Here is a 17649-nt window from a genome sequence, read left to right on the forward strand (position 1 = left end):
CTAAAAAAGCTGCCTCACGAGTAATTGTGAGGCAGCTTTTTTATTTAATTTTTTTTCTTCATAAAACTTTTTATATACAATTTAGATATTTATTACCTTTTAAATATAAAACTTGATTAGCTTTCCATAAATTATTAAGAATTATGTTGGCTATAACAAATAAATACATTGATCCATTATCAGATTTTGGATTCAAACACCTTTTCGGCGGCGAGCCTAATAAAGAGACCATGATCGCCTTTTTAAACGCATTGTTTGAGGGAGAAAAACACATTATTGATCTTGTATATAATCCAACTGAACTCGCTGGTGACGGCAAGGAGGATAGAAAGATCTTCTTCGATTTGTTATGTACCGGAGACAAGGGTGAGCAATTTATCGTGGAGATGCAGCGGGCAGCACATGATAATTTTGAAGATCGCTGCATTTTTTACCTGAGCCGGCTCATTCAACAGCAGAAGTTGATGAGCAAGGGTAACTGGAAAGTTAAACTGAAAGAAGTTTTCCTGATTGCAATCCTGGATTTTAACATGAAGAATTGTCTGAGTGATGATTATTTGCAAAGTATTTCACTGGTGAATACAGGTACAGGTAAAATATTCCACAATGGACTGGGATTTAAGTTTTTGGAACTGCCTAAATTTGAGAAGAAAGAAGATGAACTGAAAAATGAGCTGGACAAATGGGTTTATATGCTCAAACACATGCACAGTTTAAATCAGATTCCTAAATATCTGGATAAACGTGTTTTTGAAAAAATATTTAAGATCGCTGAAATGAACGAATTATCACCAGAACAACAACTTTTATACATATCGATTTTACAACAGGAAGAAGACGATATAGGCTTGATGGAATGTGCAAAAGAAAGAGCAGAAAAAGAAGGGATGGAAAAAGGGCTTGAACGAGGGCTTGAACAAGGAAAACATGAAACTGCACTGGCCATTGCCAAAAAAATGAAAGAAGAAAATTTTGAGCTGGCTAAAATTGCCGGGTTTACTGCACTCTCTATTGAAGAAATAGAAGGCCTTTAACCAAAGGTGAGGCTATAATATGCTATAGCCTCACCTTTAAATCATTTCACACTCACAAAAGCAAATGCAGGAAACTTATAATTATTATTTACGGTAAAAAAATCTTTACCGCAATGCTCATCTAAGGTAGCCAGTCCGAAAAGCATTGTTGAATAATCAATCCCCTGAACTTCATTCGCTGTCCAGGCAGGATCCTTCTTACTATATCTCCATAAAATATCATAAGCAGTTCCAGGAAGTTTGTAAACTCCTTTATTAGCTCTGTATAAGCTCATCAAATCATTCTTTGCAGTAGCATTAACCGGAATAAAACCACCTATAATATGGGGAGAAACCACCTGTCCGGCATTGTCATTAATTCGATTTGCATGGTAGCCGGAAGGATCGCTCCCTGCTCCCAGCCCCCATTCGTAACGTGCTGTAACACCAGTTCCTGTCCACCACTGCTGATCGGCCAGCATTGCATTCTTCATATAGTTCATATAAGCCGGGCTTGCCGAATAAGGCTGACACAGATAATAGCAAAACTGAGGAATAAAATCAGAGAGATATGAACCCGGATAATCAGTAAGGAGCTCATAACCAGCATAATTCGATTTAGGTAAATTGGCTGTATTCGCGTAGAAATTAGTCCATAAATTAGTTGCAGGCCCTCCTTTCCCATTCTCTGCTTTATAAGCCAGGTGAGCCAGCAGCATGTATTCGTTATAAACTGAAGTAGTACCTATCCCCTTACCATTTGCATCAAGCGTAAGATAAAGCTTACCAGTTAGCGGATCGGCAATTGCTTTTGACCAGTCAATAGATTGATATAAAGAATCCGCAAGCCCGGAAATTGTCTGATTATTTTTAAAATAGTTCTTACAAAATAAAGCTCCTGAAACCATAATAGCCGCATCGACTGTACTGTATTCAGAACCCCATTCCTGTGAACCAGTTTCCATATTCACAAAATGCCGCGGAAATCCAGCTGCATTTACATCCAGTTTAAAAGTCTTATTGCGTGCAAGAATACTTCTTAGGGTAATAACAGCCTGTTTATCTGCATCATTAACCCATTTCATTTGATCTGCAATACAAAGTGATACCAGTCCGATGCCAATATTAGCTACAGAAGCCGGATGATAATCAGTTCCCTTAAATAATTTTGAGTCTCTGTAAATCCCGATCGCATTCCGCTGCATTTCATACACCCGGTACGAATTCCGGAATAAAACAGCCAGCGTATCTGCTGCACCGTTTTTGACCCCAACAGGTGGATCGGTAGCAGTATTTTCTTTTTTACAAGATACAATCCCGCCAAAAAGAAACAAGGATAAAATATAAAAGATAGCTTTATTGAAATGCTTTTTCATAAGAATAAAATGATATTCCCATAAGATAAGTATAATCCAGGGAACCAGATGCGCAGCTTACAATTTCTTCCAGCCCGGGTACATGGTCAGATAAACTTCATTAACAGATTTATTGGAAGGATGTATAGTAATTGCAGTACAAATATCCTTTTGTATATCAAAGGCAATTCCTTTAGCTACAGCATCATAAACCGTAAGCCCGGCTTTTGTTTGGAGATGTGTATAGGCTGCTGCTTTTTCAAGTTCAGGATATGCTGCCTTTAATGCCTTTAAACTTACACCAGTATGAATTCCTTCTGCTGTACTAAAACCAGGAGCAGAAACAGAAACTTGTTTAACGGCCTTAATCACCATATTGCTGTCCCGATAAGAAGAAAAGATAAGCAACGGCTCTTTTTTATTCCAGATTGCCAATGCACTTCCCATCGCTGCATCACCATCATCAGGTTTGCCTAATAATTTAAATACATCCTGTACATCCTGCCCAAGATAAATATTACCCGCCTGTTTACCAGCAACAATCAGCCTGTTGCTATCTATTTTTTGCTCTTCTTTAGCAGTAACCGCATGCGCAGTTGATAAAGGATCTTTCTTCTGATTTTCCGGAGAATGACAAGCCGTAGCTACAGCAATCAGCAGCAATCCCGTATAATTTAATTTCTTCATCAATATCAAATATTAGTTTGTATACTTTCCTGAAAACAACAGGTACATCCTTAGTAACAGGATCAGAAACACATTGTTCCGAAAAAACGCTTCTTTTTATTTATTTTTACCACCGATGGAAAACAAAACCATAGCCCGTAGTCTCAGACTCCTTTCACAATTGATGGAGCTTCACAAGGAGAACCCTTTCAAAATTAAATCTATAGCAAATGCTGCATTTAAAGTAGACAAGCTACCTTATGCAATCAGCAGTAAAACCGTCGAAGAAATCGAAAAAATCGATGGATTTGGTAAAAGTACTGCCGCTAAAGTTGCAGAATTGCTTCAGACCGGAACAATGACAGAACTGCAGCATATTCTTGCAGAAACACCAGAAGGAATTGTTGAAATGCTTGGCATCAAAGGTATTGGTCCAAAAAAGATTGTGGTGATCTGGAAAGACCTCGGCATTGAGAACATCGGAGAACTTTATTATGCCTGTAACGAAAACCGCCTGATAGAGGCCAAAGGTTTTGGATTAAAAACACAGGAAGAAATCAAAAAAGTCATTGAGTTTAAGATGGCTGCCCAGGGTAAATTCCTGTATGCGCAAGCAGAAACACTGGTCAGTACTTTGTCGGCAGAACTGGAAATCTGGTTAAATAAGCTCAGTAAAAATACTTTATTCAGCGTTGCCGGAGAATACCGCAGATACCTCGAAATTATCAATGAACTTGATTTTGTGATCGGTGCAGAAGATCCGGCAGCTGTTGTAGCCAGTCTTCCGCTACTGAAAGACCTCATTTTCGAACAACAGACAGAAAATCAATATACAGCGATGAGCACTTTCGGCTTAAAAATACAGTTACACATTTACCCGAAAGCAGCTTATGAGCTGAATCTCTTTAAACTAACCGGTAATGAAGCTCATGTAACGGAAGTTTTAGCCTTAGCTGGCGATGGTCCTTTTGCAGATGAAGAGGCTATTTACAGCAAAGCCGGACTCGCTTTCGTGACTCCGGAACTCAGAGAAGGACTGGACGAAATTGCGCTTGCAAAAGCAAACAAACTTCCAGAACTGATCACTTACAATGACCTTAAAGGAAGTCTTCATAACCACTCTACCTGGAGTGACGGCGTACATACCTTAGAACAAATGGCTGTTTACTGTAAAGAAACCCTTCATCTGGAGTATCTTGGTATGTGTGATCACTCTAAATCTGCATTTTACGCCAATGGGCTAAATGAGCAGCGTATCTTCGCCCAGCATAAAGAAATTGACGCCCTCAATGAAAAGCTGGCACCTTTCAGAATATTTAAAGGAATTGAAAGTGATATTCTGAATGACGGCTCCCTGGATTACAATGATGATGTGCTCAAAACATTTGATTTTGTTGTGGCCTCAGTCCATAGCAATTTAAGAATGGATGAAGAAAAGGCAACAGCAAGACTGATTAAAGCAGTGGAAAACCCTTACACAACAATTTTGGGCCATCCAACCGGACGCCTATTACTCAGCCGTAAAGGTTACCCTATAGATTATGCTAAAATCATCGATGCCTGTGCAGCCAATAATGTAGTCATTGAAATTAATGCTAATCCACTGCGTTTAGATCTGGACTGGAGATGGCATCGTTATGCACTGGAAAAAGGGGTATTGCTTTCGGTTAATCCTGATGCCCACCGTATGGAAGGCTTCAGAGATATGCACTACGGTGTATACATCGGAAGAAAAGGAGGCTTGCAAGCAAAACAGTGTTTGAACGCATTCACTTTAGCTGAAATTACGACTTTTTTTAACAGCGTAAAACCCGGGATTTAAGTATACCATTATACCTATCTTTGAACATTAATCTATAAACATGCTTGCAGAAAAGTTATATCATGCACACCATCAGAGTCAAAAACCCAGGATCCTTGTGATAGGTGACCTGATGCTTGACCATTATATCATTGGCAGTGCGTCCAGGCTTTCACCAGAAGCACCTGTACCTATTGTAAATGTCAAAAAAGAAAATAAAATAATTGGTGGTGCAGCTAACGTTGCCAGTAACCTGATCGATCTGGGTGCCCAGGTATCCCTTGCCGGTATTATTGGCGATGATAGTTTTGGAGAAGAAATTAAAGCGATACTGCAAACTAAAAATATTGACACACAGCTGATCTTAACTGATCGTTCACGTCCGACAACTGTAAAAACACGGGTAATTGCCTCTACCCATCAGATTGTAAGGATAGATCATGAGGAAACACATGATATTTCAGCTGTGCTGGAAGAAAATTTCCTGAAAGCGGTTTATGCCCATATCGAAGCCAGTGATATCATTATCCTTTCTGATTACAATAAAGGCCTGCTCACTAAAACTTTATGTCTCACACTGATCGATTACTGTAACCAGCATCAAAAACGAATCCTCGTTGACCCTAAAGGACTTGATTACACCAAATATAAAGGTGCGTTTATGATTAAGCCAAACCGTAAAGAACTTGCGGAGGCAGCAAAAACGGAGAAAATACATAGTCCTGAAGAGCTGGTTAAAGCTGCTGAAGTTATTTTTAACACCACTCATGCAGCCTATTTAATTGTAACGCTTTCTGAAGGAGGAATAGCTATTATTACCCCGGACAGCCATCAGATCCTGCCAGTCATGGCTACCGAAGTTTATGATGTTACCGGTGCAGGTGATACTGTAATTGCGACACTCGCTTATTGCTTAACTTTGGGCCTGACTGTAGAAGAAGCTTGTCAGATTTCAAACTATGCAGCTTCCATTGTGATTAAACACATTGGCAGTGCCACTACAACGGTTGATGAAATTTTAGCCGCTATCAAAACAACAAACTAATGATATTAGAAGAACTTAATCATCATAAAAATACAATTGACCAGGTTATTGCCAAACTGGTTCCTGGAATCGAAAACGGCTGTAAACTAGTTACAGACACCGTTCTCGCCGGAGGAAAAGTACTCCTGGCAGGTAATGGTGGCAGCGCCGCTGATGCCCAGCATATAGCCGCTGAATTAACCGGAAGATACGTTAAAGACCGTAAAGCCTTACCAGCAATAGCTTTGACTGTAGATACCTCTGCTTTAACAGCGATCAGTAATGATTACGGTTTTGAAAGGGTATTTGCCAGACAAGTAGAGGCTTTTGCCCGTCCTGGCGATCTGTTTATAGCCATATCGACCAGTGGTAATAGCCCTAATATTATCCAGGCCTTACATACAGCCAGAGAAATGGGGTGTAAAATACTAGGTTTATCAGGAAGAGACGGCGGCCAGATGAATAATTTATGCGATTTAAACATTATTATACCTGATGATGTTACAGCACGTATACAAGAGATGCATATCCTGATCGGACATATCTTTTGTAAAGCAGTAGATAACTTATATTAAATTAGTCAACATGAGTATCAATCATTCCTTAAGCCCAAAAATTGTTTCTTTAACTGAACTCAATCCACTGGTGAATTACTGGAAAGGAGAAGGCAAGAAAGTTGTATTTACGAACGGCTGTTTTGATTTATTACACGCCGGACACATCACTTACTTAACTGAAGCAGCAAGCTTAGGGGATATTCTGATTATTGGTTTGAACAGCGATGATTCTGTACAAAGATTAAAAGGCCCGTCAAGACCAGTCAATAATGAAATCACCAGATCTGTCATTTTGGGTTCGATGTCTTTTATTGATGCAGTGGTCTTTTTTAATGAAGATACCCCATTGGAACTCATAAAAAAAGTCCTGCCAGATGTACTGGTTAAAGGAGGCGATTATAAAATAGAAGAAATTGCGGGCGCTAAAGAAGTGATTGAAAATGGCGGCAAAGTACAGGTATTAAGCTTTTTACCAGGATACTCTTCTACCGCAATCATTGAAAAAATAAAAAACTCTTAACGTACCAGACTTTTGAACATACCTAAAAAGATATTGGTTATCAGATTCAGTTCAATGGGTGATATTATTTATACCACACCCGTTATCCGCTGTTTAAAACTGCAAATACCAGGCTGTGAAGTTCACTTTCTGACTAAAGAACAGTTTAAATATATCTATCAGCAAAACCCTTATTTAACAAAATTACATTTCTTAAAACCAACGCTGGCAGAAACAATCAAAGATATAAAAGCCGAAAAATTTGACCTGATTATTGATCTGCACAATAACCTTCGCACAACAATTATCAAGTTATCGACCCGTATCCCTTCTTCTACTTATAAAAAAGATACGGTAAAAAAATGGCTGGCCCTTAAATTTAAATGGACCAGTCTTTTCTCTAAAGATCATTTGGTAGACCGGTACCTGGAAACGGTGAAATTTCTTGGGGTAGAAAATGACAACAAACCAATTGACTATTATGTAGCGAAGGAATATCAGATTCAGGACCTGTTACCTGCTACACATCAGGAAAAATTTGTTGCTTTTGTTATTGGTGCAACACATTTCACTAAAAGATTACCCAATCATAAGATTATAGAGATCTGTAAAGGGATTAATCTTCCGATTGTACTACTAGGCGGTAATGATGTCAAAGACAACGCAGAAGAGATTAAACAAGCTGTAGGGGCAAATATTTATTCTACCTGTGGACTAACCAATCTGGATCAGTCTGTCTTCCTTGTTTCCCAGGCACATAAGGTAATCGGTTTTGATACCGGGCTAACCCACATAGCCGAAGCATTTGATAAACCTATAGCCTCTATCTGGGGAGGCACCACGCCCGAATTACTAGGCGTTTATCCTTATAAAATAAAAAACTCGTTACTCGCAGGTATTGATTTAGCCTGCAGACCCTGCTCCAAATTCGGATTAGAGAAATGCCCGCTTGGACATTTCGATTGTATGGAAAAACTTCCGGGGGAGATAATTGTTAATTTCTCAAACGAATAAGAAAAAGGATGGCAAAACAACTGATATTAGTAAGACATGGCAAATCGGACTGGGCGGCAAGCGGAATTGCTGACTTTGACAGACCGTTAAATCACAGGGGTAACAAAAACGCTCCTGAAATGGCGGAGCGTATGAGTAAAAGGGATCTTATTCCTGAATTATTAGTGAGCAGTCCGGCTAAAAGAGCTTTGACCACTGCAAAACACTTTGCAGAAACCTGGAATATACCAAAGGAAAATATTCTTAAAGAACCATCCATTTACGAGGCTAATATAACCGCTTTATTGGCCATAGTGAATAAACTTGACCCACAATATAACCAGGTGGCACTTTTCGGACATAACCCCGGATTAACAGATTTTCTGAATTATCTTGCTGATGCACACGTCTATAATCTGCCTACTGCAAGTGTGGTATACATAGATTTCCCATTTGATGACTGGTCATCGGTAAGCCATCATACAGGAAGTCTACGCTTATTTGATTATCCCAAAAACACTGATTCTGTTTAGAACTTAAGGTGTTTCACAGTTAATCCATTATTGATTAATTGTTTCAGAGAATCAATACCGATTTTAAGGTGGGTATCTACATAATTTGTCGTTACTGTGCTGTCACTTTCAGTAGTTTTCACGCCTTCAGGAATCATTGGCTGATCAGAAACTAACAATAAAGCTCCGGTAGGGATTTTGTTAGCGAAACCAGTGGTAAAAATTGTTGCTGTTTCCATATCTACTGCCATTGCTCTCAAAGTTTTAAGGTATTTCTTAAAATGCTTATCATGCTCCCAAACCCTGCGGTTAGTCGTATAGCAGGTTCCGGTCCAGTAATCACGTGAATGGTCACGGATGGTCGTAGAAATTGCTTTTTGTAAAGCAAATGAAGGTAATGCAGGCACTTCTGCCGGAAGGTAATCTTTAGAAGTACCTTCTCCCCTGATTGCAGCAATCGGAAGAATCAGATCTCCTAGTTGATTTTTCTTTTTCAATCCACCGCATTTGCCTAAAAACAGTACTGCTTTAGGCATAATTGCAGTCAGTAAATCCATCATGGTTGCCGCCATTGGGCTTCCCATTCCGAAATTGATAATTGTAATCCCGTTTGCAGTAACACTTTGCATTGGTTTATCCAATCCCATGATTGGCGCATTGCCATTCCATTCCGAAAACATTTGCAGGTACTTACTGAAATTAGTCAGTAAAATGTATTCTCCGAATTCTTCCAGCGGACGGCCGGTATATCTTGGCAACCAGTTTTTAACTATATCTCCTTTAGATTTCAAACCCGCTTTTACCGGTGAATCTACTTCTTTGTTCTTCTTCGATTTTTTTACAATAGCCTCGTCTTTTTTTACTTCTTTTTCTTCGTTCATATCATTAATAATTATGGACTGCACCATAGCAGCCAGAGAGCGGACAATTTTCAGGACAAACCTCCTGATACTGGTTAATTGTGGTCAAATAACAAGTTAAAAAAAAATCCCCGTTAAAACGGGGATTTAAAATCTTTAGGCAGCTTTTAACTTCTTAAAGTCTGCCTTTTCAAATTTCTCCACCGCATATCCGAGCGAGATGACCAGATCCTTAATCGTTGGATCAGACGGGATGTCAAACATTGCATCCAGCATAATAGCTTCGCAAATAGACCTTAATCCCCTTGCGCCTAACTTATATTCCATGGCCTTATCTACGATAAAGTCTAAAACTTCATCTTCAAATACAAGATTTACACCTTCAAATTCAAACAATTTCACATACTGACGGAATAAAGAATTCTTAGGTTCCGTTAATATATTACGTAATGCTTGTTTATCCAGCGGATTCAGGTGAGTTAATACCGGAACACGTCCAATCAGCTCAGGAATCAAACCAAAAGATTTTAAATCAGCAGGCGTGATATACTTGTACAGATTGTCCAGATCAAGTTCAGTGTCATCCTTTTTAACTTTATAACCTACAGCCTGTGTGCGTAATCTGTTGGCAATTTTACGTTCAATACCATCAAATGCACCGCCACAGATAAACAGGATATTATTCGTGTTTACAGGAATCATTTTCTGATCAGGGTGTTTACGTCCACCCTGAGGCGGAACATTCACGATAGTACCTTCCAGGATCTTTAATAAAGCCTGTTGTACACCTTCTCCTGACACATCTCTGGTAATAGAAGGATTATCGCTTTTACGTGCAACCTTATCTACCTCATCGATATAAACAATTCCGCGTTCAGCAGAAGCCACATCATAATCTGCAGCCTGAAGCAAACGGGTCAGGATACTTTCTACATCTTCACCCACATACCCTGCTTCTGTTAATACCGTAGCATCACAGATACAGAAAGGTACATGAAGGATTTTAGCGATTGTTTTCGCCAGTAAAGTTTTTCCTGTACCGGTTTCTCCAACCAGCATGATGTTAGATTTTTCAATCTCCACTTCATCCACTGCATCAATCTTCTGTCCTAACCTTTTATAGTGGTTATATACGGCTACAGAAAGTACTTTCTTAGCATCATCCTGCCCAATAACGTATTGGTCAATATGCGCTTTAATCTCCATCGGCTTTAAGAGGGGGCCGGCAGCATCCAGTGATTTAGCTTGTTTATTGCCAAATTCCTGCAGCACCAGCTGGTGAGCCTGTGTCACACATTTATCGCAAATGTATGCATCAAGCCCTTCAATAAGCATTAAAGTATCCTGCTTACTTGAACCGCAAAAAGAGCAACGGGATTCTTTAGTTTGTTTAGCCATTATCTATTTTTTATTCGAACCTAATACTTCATCAATCATTCCGAAGCTTTTGGCTTCATCAGCTTTCATCCAGTAATCACGGTCAGATGCTTTTTCCACCCATTCGTAAGTCTGTCCTGAATGGTCAGAAATGATATCATATAATTCTTTTTTCAATTTAAGCATCTCTCTTAAATTGATCTCCATATCTGAAGCCACACCTTGTGAACCTCCTGAAGGCTGGTGGATCATCACACGTGAGTGTGTTAATGCTGCACGTTTACCTTTAGCACCTGCTACTAATAAAACTGCGCCCATTGATGCTGCCATACCTGTACAGATAGTAGCTACATCAGGAGTAATGTACTGCATGGTATCATAAATACCTAAACCAGCATAAACAGATCCACCCGGTGAATTGATATAAATCTGGATATCTCTGTTGTTATCAGTTGACTGTAAAAACAGTAATTGTGCCTGAATGATATTTGCATTACCATCATGGATCGCATCCCCTAAAAAGATAATTCTGTCCATCATTAAACGGGAGAAAACATCCATCTGAGCAACGTTCAACTGACGTTCTTCAATGATGTATGGGGTCATGCTTTTTGGTGAACTATTTGTGTGACCAATATAACGATCTACATTTAAGCCGTTTATACGGTGATGTTTAACTGCATATTTTCTAAATTCGTCTTTATCTATATTCATCTGTATATAAGTTTATCGAGTTTCTATTTTTGTTTTGTGGTTTGACTGAGCGCCCTTTTTACAGGGGACTAGCTTTTATCAAATCCAAATTAATCAAACTAAGTTGACAAATTATTTGGTTATTGTAAAATTAACCAGCTTTTTAAATTCAGCTTATTAATTTACAAAGTTCAGAAATAGCTTTATATAAGTAAGGCGGCTTTAATAAAGCCGCCTTACGATAAGATTAAAGAAATTTGAGAAACCTGTTATACAGATTCAACTAACTCTTGAAATTTATTATAAGCTATATCTTTTTGGTCTAAAGTGGCAACCGACTGAATGTATTCAAAAACTTTAATTGCTTTTACCTCTTCGAATATACGGTTTGCATTGTCTTTTTCCTGCAGGAAGGTAGCTGTGTATTGTGACAACTGATCTTCCGGCATTGGAGCTGGACTGTACATTCTGAATTGTGCATCTAAACGTTGTTTAGCTGTTTGGAATACATCTTCGTATTTAATTTCGATACTGTTGTCTTTAATGATTTTATTTTCAATTAAAGTCCATTTCAGGTTTTTCGCAAAATCGTTATAACCTTCTTCCAGTTCTGCATCAGATAATTTTTCGTTGGTAGCTTTTAACCACTTTCTTAAAAATTCATCCGGCAAATCCATTTTCACGTTTTCAGTTAACTGAGTGTACATGTCATTTTGCAGTTTGCGATCCGCATCCTGTTTAAACATACCTTCAATTTCTTCTGTGATTTTTGCTGTAAAACCAGCTTCGTCAGTAACGATACCTTCACCAAATATTTTATCAAAGAACTCCTGGTTCAAATCAGATTCCTCTAAGCGGTTAATATTTTTAACCGTTACCTGGAATTTAGATTGCAGATCCTTAGCTTCATCCTCACCAATGTTTAACAACTTAGCGATTACCGCCTGATTGTTCCCTAATGCTTTCTGAAGATCTAATTCAAGTACTGCATCTTTTTTAAGTCCGATTAAAGATTTTAAAATTGCTTTGTCTTTAACCTGATCTAAACGGATAGAACCAGTATTGGTAATTCCACCTTCAAAAACTGAACCATCAGGAGAAAGTTGTGCTAATTCGGCATAAAGTACATCATCGTCTGCCGAAACTTCCGGGTTTGTCATTTTGCCATAGCTGCGGCGGATGTTTTTGATACGGGAAGCTAAAGTCTCGTCATCTGCTTTTACATTGTATTGTGTAAATTTATCTTTCGCAGTGATGTTAACTTCAACTGCTGGAGCCAGACCAATTTCATAGTCAAATTCAAAAGCATCAGTACCATCCCATTTAAAATCTTTAGTGTTATCTACAACCGGAACTGGCTGACCAAGGATTTCAACTTTATTTTCTGTCAGGAATTTATTCAGGTTTTCGCTTAATAAAGCGTTTATAGTTTCAACAAGGATACTTCTACCATACATTTTCTTAATATGAGCAGCAGGAACCATTCCTTTACGGAATCCCGGAAGGGTAGATTTTTTCGCTTGTTCTTTAATAGTTTTATCGACCTTTTCAGTATAATCTTCAGGCGAAATTTTAATCTTTACAACTGCGTTTAAGTTGTCAATTTTTTCCTGTGTAATATTCATCTTTCTAAATCAATGGTGTTTAAATGTCTTTTTATTGAAATCCCGCCGGTATTCATGGAGGATTTACGCGTATGAAGGATATAAACTCTTCGATACCCCCTCTTCAATAGAGGTGCCAAAAGTATTAATTTTCCCGAATAAGACATAGTTAATTATCAAATTGTGTTTTTAATGTTATTTTAAGCCGCATTTTTTGCAGAAAAATCAGGTTTAAGAATTAGTTGAAGACCTGACAAATATTGCTCTCTTAATTTACGGGTTTCATCAACTGTAAAAGTATTGCCTTCTACAGCACAGCTGCTGGCTGATAATAAAATCTCATTATACTCTTTATAATCTTCTCTATGGAAACTTTCAACAATGATTTCGTTGTATTCCAATAAGACTAAATCATATTTTCTGAGCAGCTTATTCATTTTTGCACCTCAATAACAGTACAAAATTAACCTAATTTATCGGACTAGCTGCAAGTAAAGTATCAATAAAAAACCTCTTAAAATAAAAATGGTGACAGATAATTAAATCTATCACCATTCTTGTGCGGATGAAGGGACTCGAACCCCCACGCCGTGAAGCGCCAGATCCTAAGTCTGGTGCGGCTACCAATTACGCCACATCCGCAGTTAGGAATTGTTTTTGTTTGGACTGCAAAGATAGAGATAGTTATCAATTATCAAAAACCTTTTGCATTTATTTCACCCCTAAACAGCTAACGCATTCATTTTAAGCCAATTTATTTTAATTCTTTTTGCAACTGAAATAAATATTGAACCGCTTTGACCAATCTGCTGCCATACCAAGAGAACATTTCTCCGTCTACCAGCATTACTTTGGCCGCTGGAATTGCTATTTTCAACTCTTCAATATGCTTTTCCCGGAAAGGGTAAGGCTCCGAAGAGAGTAAAATCAGTTCCGGCTTTAATGCAGCCAGCTCCTGAAGTTCGATTTCAGGGTAACGATCTGTCTTAATTACATTGGTCAGTCCGTTTTTAACCAAAATATCATCAATAAAAGTATTTCTTCCGGCCAGCATATAAGGCCCCTTCCAGATCAGGTAAGCGACTGTTTTATCAATCCCCTGTTCTAAAGCTAAAGTTTGCAGATCTGTAAAGCCCGCATTGATCAGATAATTTAAATAAGCCGCCTCAGGTTGCCTGTCTACTAATTCTGCGATCTGCGTTATAGTTTTCATTGCATCTTCCAGCGTAAAGATATCACTCATCCATACCGGAAAATCTTTCCGCAGCAATTCTATGTCTTCTTTCGTATTCTCTTCTTTATTACCAATAATCAGATCAGGTTTCAAACTTCTGATCAGCTCGATATTCAGCTTTTTCGTGCCTCCTACTTTAGTTTTAGCTTTAAACTGCTGCGCAGGATGAATGCAAAACTTAGTCAGTCCGATCACTTCTTCATTTAATCCCAGTTCGAATAATAATTCGGTTTGGGAAGGCACAATAGAGATGATCCGCTTTGGCGGATAATTTAGCGCAATGGTTTGATTAAGCTGATCGGTAAACTGACGTAACATGGAACAAATATACTTTTTTATACGCCCACCTGAAGATCTTCACTGATTACTCCATCAAGCAAATGTAAAATCCGGGTGCCATAACCTGCATTGATTTCAGAGTGCGTTACCTGGATAATCGTAATGTTTTCTTCTTCATTCAGTTTTTTGAAAAGATCCATGATCTGCAAAGCCTGTGCAGACTGTAAATTCCCAGTCGGCTCATCTGCCAGGATAATCAGTGGTTGTGCTGCCAGTGCTCTTGCAATCCCCACCAACTGCTGCTGACCTCCCGATAGCTGATTCGGAAAAAGATCTTTTTTAGCCACCATATTAAAGCGATCAAGCATTTCTGCTACACGGCTTTTGCGTTCCGCGCTGCCTACCTTTTTATAAAGTAAAGGTGCTTCAATATTCTCGGCAACAGTCATTTCATCTATCAAATGATAAGCCTGGAAAACAAAACCGATATGATTTCTGTAAAGCTCTATCCTGCGGCGCTCATTCAGGGAAACTACATTTTCGCCCATAAACTCATAACTGCCATAAGTAGGTTCTTCCAGCATCCCCAAAATATTCAGTAAAGTAGATTTCCCGGCACCAGAAGGCCCCATAATCGAAACAAACTCACCTTGCTGAATGGTTGTGCTCACATGTCTGAGGATATAACTTTTCAGTCCCTTGTTTGCATAGTATTTTTCTATATTCTGTAATTGTATCATGTTTGGATAAATATAAGATTTAGTATTCTATTTGTATTTATTCGTCTTTTAAAGCATCTGCGGGGTTAGTTCTGGCAGCGCTGAAAGAGCGGAAACTCACCGTCAGCAAGGTTGCTGCCATTGAAATTGAGGTTACCATTAAAAAAGGCCAGATATTTAACTCAATCCTGTACGCATAACCAGATAACCATTTATCGATGAGCAGATAGGCTATTGGCCAGGCAATCAGGTTAGCTAAAAGCACCAGCACGATAAAGGAAAAATTCAACAGACTAACCAATTCTAAAGTACCCGCACCCAAAACCCTGCGTATTGCCATTTCCTTAGTTCTTTGTGTAGCAACAAAAGAAATCAATCCAAACAAACCAATAAAAGATATAAAAACGATGACTAATGCAAATGCTTTAAACAGCATACCCATTAGCTGCTCACTCTCATAATATTTATTGAGCTGTTCTTCCATAAAGGTTGCCTCATACACATGATCCGGATAAACAGAATTCCATATAGATTCTATGTTTTTCATTGTGGCAGGAATATTTTGCGTATTTATTTTAACAGCAATTACCCTGGCCTTTTTACGGTTTTTATGGAATAGGACCGGCGATATGGTCTCTCTTAGATTTGTATTGTTAAAGTCTTTCACCACCCCCACAATGGAGATCTGATCAGCACTTCCACCCAATGCAACTTTTTGTCCGATCGCATCTTCGGGGCTAACCATATTTAATTTTTTAAGGAAGGTCTCATTGACAATATACTCCTGTAAACTATCATTCTCAGAAAAACCCTTTCCTGAAATCAGTTGTAAATTAAACGTTTTAAAATAAGCTGCATCTGCATATTTACTGCCCACCTGAAACCCTGGTTTCTTTCCATTATAAGAGAAATTAATATGATCAACATCCATTGAGGAAGGGCCATTACTGCATAAACTTGCAAAACGTGCCCCAGTTTCATTCAATATCCTTGTTTTCAACAGTCCATACTTTAACCTACTGAGACTATCACCTGGAACATCTACCATGGCAATTGCCGTAGGATTAAATCCCAATGGTTTTTCCCGCATATATTTCATTTGTTTCATGATGATAAACGTTCCGGTCATCAGAACAACAGTAAGCGTAAACTGGAATACAACCAATACCTTACGCAAAACAATACCACCCAAATTACCCAGGCTAACTTTGTTTTTGATGGCCAGCATAGGATTAAAACCTGACATCACCATCGCCGGATAAAAACCAGCAATCAGACTAATGAACAGTACAAGTCCGATCATGAAAACAAAAATTACCGGATGAGCCAGCATACTAAAAGAGATCTTTTCCCTGAATAAGGAATTCATGCCTGGTAAGGCAGCCTCTGTCAATACACAAGCGATCAGTAAAGCGAAAATGGTAATGGCTAATGTTTCGGTCAGAAACTGAACCATCAGCTGTTTTCGTCTGCCACCCATTACTTTACGCACCCCTATCTCTTTAGAGCGGCCTATGGACTGGGCAGTTGCCAGGTTAATAAAATTGATACAAGCTGTGAGCATTAAAAACACACCAATTGCGACCAGGCCAGCCAATTGACTTTTCTCTATAATCTTCCCCGAAAAATTGCCATAGTTTGCATCCTGATGAAGTTCAGCTAATGGTTGAAAAAAATGATCTTCTTTACCATTTGATTCTTTATCTGTATAATATTTTTTCAGAAAAGCATTTTTAGGACCTTCCAGATCAGCAACGTCCACTCCTTTTTTTAATAAAATATAGACTTCTGAACTGGATGATACAGCATACCAATCTTTCATATCTTTATTTTCATACCCCGCATAGGCTATTGCAATATTTATAGGATTACTATTGTTTTCAGGAATATCCGCAAATACACCTGTTACTTTAAGGAGCTTATCCCGGTATTGAAAAGTCTGTCCAACTGCTTTATGCCAATCACCAAAAAATCTGGAAGCCATTTTCTGAGAAAGCGCAACAGTATTCGGTTGTACCAGCGCTTGTTGCGGATTTCCTTCCAGCCAGGTATAATCGAATATCCTGAAAAAGCCTGATTCTACATAAAATACGTCTTCAGCTGTTTTCAACCTCACGTTCCCTGACTCGTCTTTTACCTTGATTATTCCACCATCGCGCTGTAATGCAGCAACCTCTTCCAGCATGCCAAAGTCATTGCGCATAGCTGCCGCCAAAGGTCTTGGAACTCCACTTTGAAAGTCTTCTTTAGCTGTATATTTCCAATAAGAAACTACCCTGTAAATCCGCTCTTTATTGACAAATTGCTGATCAAAACTCAGCTGGTACCTGATAAAGATGAAAATAAGGATACAGCTGGCCATACCTACAGATAAACCTGCAATATTGATAAAGGTATATCCTCTATTCTTCCAGAGGTTTCTGAATGCGATTTTGAGATTGAGTCTAAACATCCTGCGTTTTT

At 38.6% G+C, this 17649-nt stretch carries 17 protein-coding genes and 1 tRNA gene; 7 read left to right on the plus strand and 11 right to left on the minus strand.

Features of this window, described 5'->3' with window-relative positions; translation table 11 throughout:
* Nucleotides 1-143: 143 nt before the first annotated feature.
* Nucleotides 144-1034 (plus strand): Rpn family recombination-promoting nuclease/putative transposase, encoded by an 891-nt coding sequence (locus AB3G38_RS11225; RefSeq protein WP_367868557.1) that lies wholly within the window; start codon nucleotides 144-146, stop codon nucleotides 1032-1034.
* A 41-nt stretch (nucleotides 1035-1075) separates the two neighbouring features.
* Here the strand turns inward: AB3G38_RS11225 and AB3G38_RS11230 are convergent, their stop codons facing one another.
* Together AB3G38_RS11230 and AB3G38_RS11235 are read right to left on the minus strand one after the other, a co-directional pair.
* Entirely contained in the window at nucleotides 1076-2389 is a 1314-nt protein-coding gene (locus AB3G38_RS11230; RefSeq protein WP_367868558.1) for a hypothetical protein, read from the minus strand.
* Nucleotides 2390-2446: 57 nt separating this feature from the next.
* Complete coding sequence (locus AB3G38_RS11235; protein ID WP_367868559.1) at nucleotides 2447-3055, minus strand: hypothetical protein; 609 nt, start codon at nucleotides 3053-3055, stop codon at nucleotides 2447-2449.
* A 115-nt stretch (nucleotides 3056-3170) separates the two neighbouring features.
* On the opposite strand from AB3G38_RS11235, the gene AB3G38_RS11240 reads away from it, so the two are divergent.
* Genes AB3G38_RS11240 through AB3G38_RS11265 form a run of 6 tightly spaced genes read left to right on the plus strand, consistent with a single transcriptional unit; the run spans nucleotide 3171 to nucleotide 8441 of the window.
* Nucleotides 3171-4856, plus strand: a complete 1686-nt coding sequence (locus tag AB3G38_RS11240) for a helix-hairpin-helix domain-containing protein (RefSeq protein ID WP_367868560.1) — start codon at nucleotides 3171-3173, stop codon at nucleotides 4854-4856.
* A gap of 40 nt (nucleotides 4857-4896) precedes the next feature.
* Nucleotides 4897-5880: a D-glycero-beta-D-manno-heptose-7-phosphate kinase gene (rfaE1, locus tag AB3G38_RS11245; RefSeq protein ID WP_367868561.1), complete on the plus strand. Its 984-nt coding sequence runs from the start codon at nucleotides 4897-4899 to the stop codon at nucleotides 5878-5880.
* On the plus strand, nucleotides 5880-6434 hold the full coding sequence (gene gmhA / locus AB3G38_RS11250; protein WP_367868562.1) for a D-sedoheptulose 7-phosphate isomerase: 555 nt from the start codon (nucleotides 5880-5882) through the stop codon (nucleotides 6432-6434). Before rfaE1 ends, gmhA begins: the two co-directional genes overlap by 1 nt.
* A 10-nt stretch (nucleotides 6435-6444) precedes the next feature.
* Nucleotides 6445-6936 (plus strand): D-glycero-beta-D-manno-heptose 1-phosphate adenylyltransferase, encoded by a 492-nt coding sequence (gene rfaE2 / locus AB3G38_RS11255; RefSeq protein ID WP_367868563.1) that lies wholly within the window; start codon nucleotides 6445-6447, stop codon nucleotides 6934-6936.
* A gap of 54 nt (nucleotides 6937-6990) precedes the next feature.
* Nucleotides 6991-7929: a glycosyltransferase family 9 protein gene (locus AB3G38_RS11260; RefSeq protein WP_367868564.1), complete on the plus strand. Its 939-nt coding sequence runs from the start codon at nucleotides 6991-6993 to the stop codon at nucleotides 7927-7929.
* Nucleotides 7930-7937: 8 nt separating this feature from the next.
* Complete coding sequence (locus AB3G38_RS11265; protein ID WP_367868565.1) at nucleotides 7938-8441, plus strand: histidine phosphatase family protein; 504 nt, start codon at nucleotides 7938-7940, stop codon at nucleotides 8439-8441.
* Here the strand turns inward: AB3G38_RS11265 and AB3G38_RS11270 are convergent.
* From AB3G38_RS11270 to AB3G38_RS11310, 9 genes are all read right to left on the minus strand, one after another.
* Nucleotides 8438-9301, minus strand: a complete 864-nt coding sequence (locus AB3G38_RS11270; RefSeq protein WP_367868566.1) for an AMP nucleosidase — start codon at nucleotides 9299-9301, stop codon at nucleotides 8438-8440. The genes AB3G38_RS11265 and AB3G38_RS11270 overlap by 4 nt on opposite strands.
* A 135-nt stretch (nucleotides 9302-9436) precedes the next feature.
* Nucleotides 9437-10678 (minus strand): ATP-dependent Clp protease ATP-binding subunit ClpX, encoded by a 1242-nt coding sequence (clpX, locus tag AB3G38_RS11275; RefSeq protein WP_367868567.1) that lies wholly within the window; start codon nucleotides 10676-10678, stop codon nucleotides 9437-9439.
* A gap of 3 nt (nucleotides 10679-10681) precedes the next feature.
* Complete coding sequence (gene clpP, locus AB3G38_RS11280; RefSeq protein WP_183867973.1) at nucleotides 10682-11371, minus strand: ATP-dependent Clp endopeptidase proteolytic subunit ClpP; 690 nt, start codon at nucleotides 11369-11371, stop codon at nucleotides 10682-10684.
* Nucleotides 11372-11619: 248 nt separating this feature from the next.
* Nucleotides 11620-12975, minus strand: coding sequence for a trigger factor (gene tig / locus AB3G38_RS11285; RefSeq protein ID WP_354305761.1), 1356 nt, complete (start codon nucleotides 12973-12975; stop codon nucleotides 11620-11622).
* Nucleotides 12976-13154: 179 nt separating this feature from the next.
* Nucleotides 13155-13391, minus strand: coding sequence for a hypothetical protein (locus tag AB3G38_RS11290; protein ID WP_367868568.1), 237 nt, complete (start codon nucleotides 13389-13391; stop codon nucleotides 13155-13157).
* Between the two features lie 123 nt (nucleotides 13392-13514).
* A tRNA-Leu gene (locus AB3G38_RS11295) sits at nucleotides 13515-13596 on the minus strand.
* A 112-nt stretch (nucleotides 13597-13708) separates the two neighbouring features.
* Nucleotides 13709-14506 (minus strand): ABC transporter substrate-binding protein, encoded by a 798-nt coding sequence (locus AB3G38_RS11300; protein WP_367868569.1) that lies wholly within the window; start codon nucleotides 14504-14506, stop codon nucleotides 13709-13711.
* 17 nt (nucleotides 14507-14523) lie between these two features.
* Nucleotides 14524-15207, minus strand: a complete 684-nt coding sequence (locus AB3G38_RS11305) for an ABC transporter ATP-binding protein (RefSeq protein WP_367868570.1) — start codon at nucleotides 15205-15207, stop codon at nucleotides 14524-14526.
* Between the two features lie 37 nt (nucleotides 15208-15244).
* Nucleotides 15245-17638 carry an ABC transporter permease gene (locus AB3G38_RS11310; RefSeq protein ID WP_367868571.1) on the minus strand — a complete coding sequence of 798 codons (2394 nt, stop codon included), beginning with the start codon at nucleotides 17636-17638 and terminating at the stop codon, nucleotides 15245-15247.
* Between the last annotated feature and the right edge of the window lie 11 nt (nucleotides 17639-17649).

This window comes from Pedobacter sp. WC2423 (assembly GCF_040822065.1).
Classification (GTDB): Bacteria; Bacteroidota; Bacteroidia; order Sphingobacteriales; family Sphingobacteriaceae; genus Pedobacter.

Excerpts from the sequence above, each read along its gene's own strand:
- AB3G38_RS11225 (WP_367868557.1), top strand. The coding sequence starts at position 144 with ATGTTGGCTATAACAAATAAATACATTGATCCATTATCAGATTTTGGA.
- AB3G38_RS11230 (WP_367868558.1), bottom strand. The coding sequence starts at position 2,389 with ATGAAAAAGCATTTCAATAAAGCTATCTTTTATATTTTATCCTTGTTT.
- AB3G38_RS11235 (WP_367868559.1), bottom strand. The coding sequence starts at position 3,055 with ATGAAGAAATTAAATTATACGGGATTGCTGCTGATTGCTGTAGCTACG.
- AB3G38_RS11240 (WP_367868560.1), top strand. The coding sequence starts at position 3,171 with ATGGAAAACAAAACCATAGCCCGTAGTCTCAGACTCCTTTCACAATTG.
- rfaE1 (WP_367868561.1), top strand. The coding sequence starts at position 4,897 with ATGCTTGCAGAAAAGTTATATCATGCACACCATCAGAGTCAAAAACCC.
- gmhA (WP_367868562.1), top strand. The coding sequence starts at position 5,880 with ATGATATTAGAAGAACTTAATCATCATAAAAATACAATTGACCAGGTT.
- rfaE2 (WP_367868563.1), top strand. The coding sequence starts at position 6,445 with ATGAGTATCAATCATTCCTTAAGCCCAAAAATTGTTTCTTTAACTGAA.
- AB3G38_RS11260 (WP_367868564.1), top strand. The coding sequence starts at position 6,991 with ATGGGTGATATTATTTATACCACACCCGTTATCCGCTGTTTAAAACTG.
- AB3G38_RS11265 (WP_367868565.1), top strand. The coding sequence starts at position 7,938 with ATGGCAAAACAACTGATATTAGTAAGACATGGCAAATCGGACTGGGCG.
- AB3G38_RS11270 (WP_367868566.1), bottom strand. The coding sequence starts at position 9,301 with ATGAACGAAGAAAAAGAAGTAAAAAAAGACGAGGCTATTGTAAAAAAA.
- clpX (WP_367868567.1), bottom strand. The coding sequence starts at position 10,678 with ATGGCTAAACAAACTAAAGAATCCCGTTGCTCTTTTTGCGGTTCAAGT.
- clpP (WP_183867973.1), bottom strand. The coding sequence starts at position 11,371 with ATGAATATAGATAAAGACGAATTTAGAAAATATGCAGTTAAACATCAC.
- tig (WP_354305761.1), bottom strand. The coding sequence starts at position 12,975 with ATGAATATTACACAGGAAAAAATTGACAACTTAAACGCAGTTGTAAAG.
- AB3G38_RS11290 (WP_367868568.1), bottom strand. The coding sequence starts at position 13,391 with ATGAATAAGCTGCTCAGAAAATATGATTTAGTCTTATTGGAATACAAC.
- AB3G38_RS11300 (WP_367868569.1), bottom strand. The coding sequence starts at position 14,506 with ATGTTACGTCAGTTTACCGATCAGCTTAATCAAACCATTGCGCTAAAT.
- AB3G38_RS11305 (WP_367868570.1), bottom strand. The coding sequence starts at position 15,207 with ATGATACAATTACAGAATATAGAAAAATACTATGCAAACAAGGGACTG.
- AB3G38_RS11310 (WP_367868571.1), bottom strand. The coding sequence starts at position 17,638 with ATGTTTAGACTCAATCTCAAAATCGCATTCAGAAACCTCTGGAAGAAT.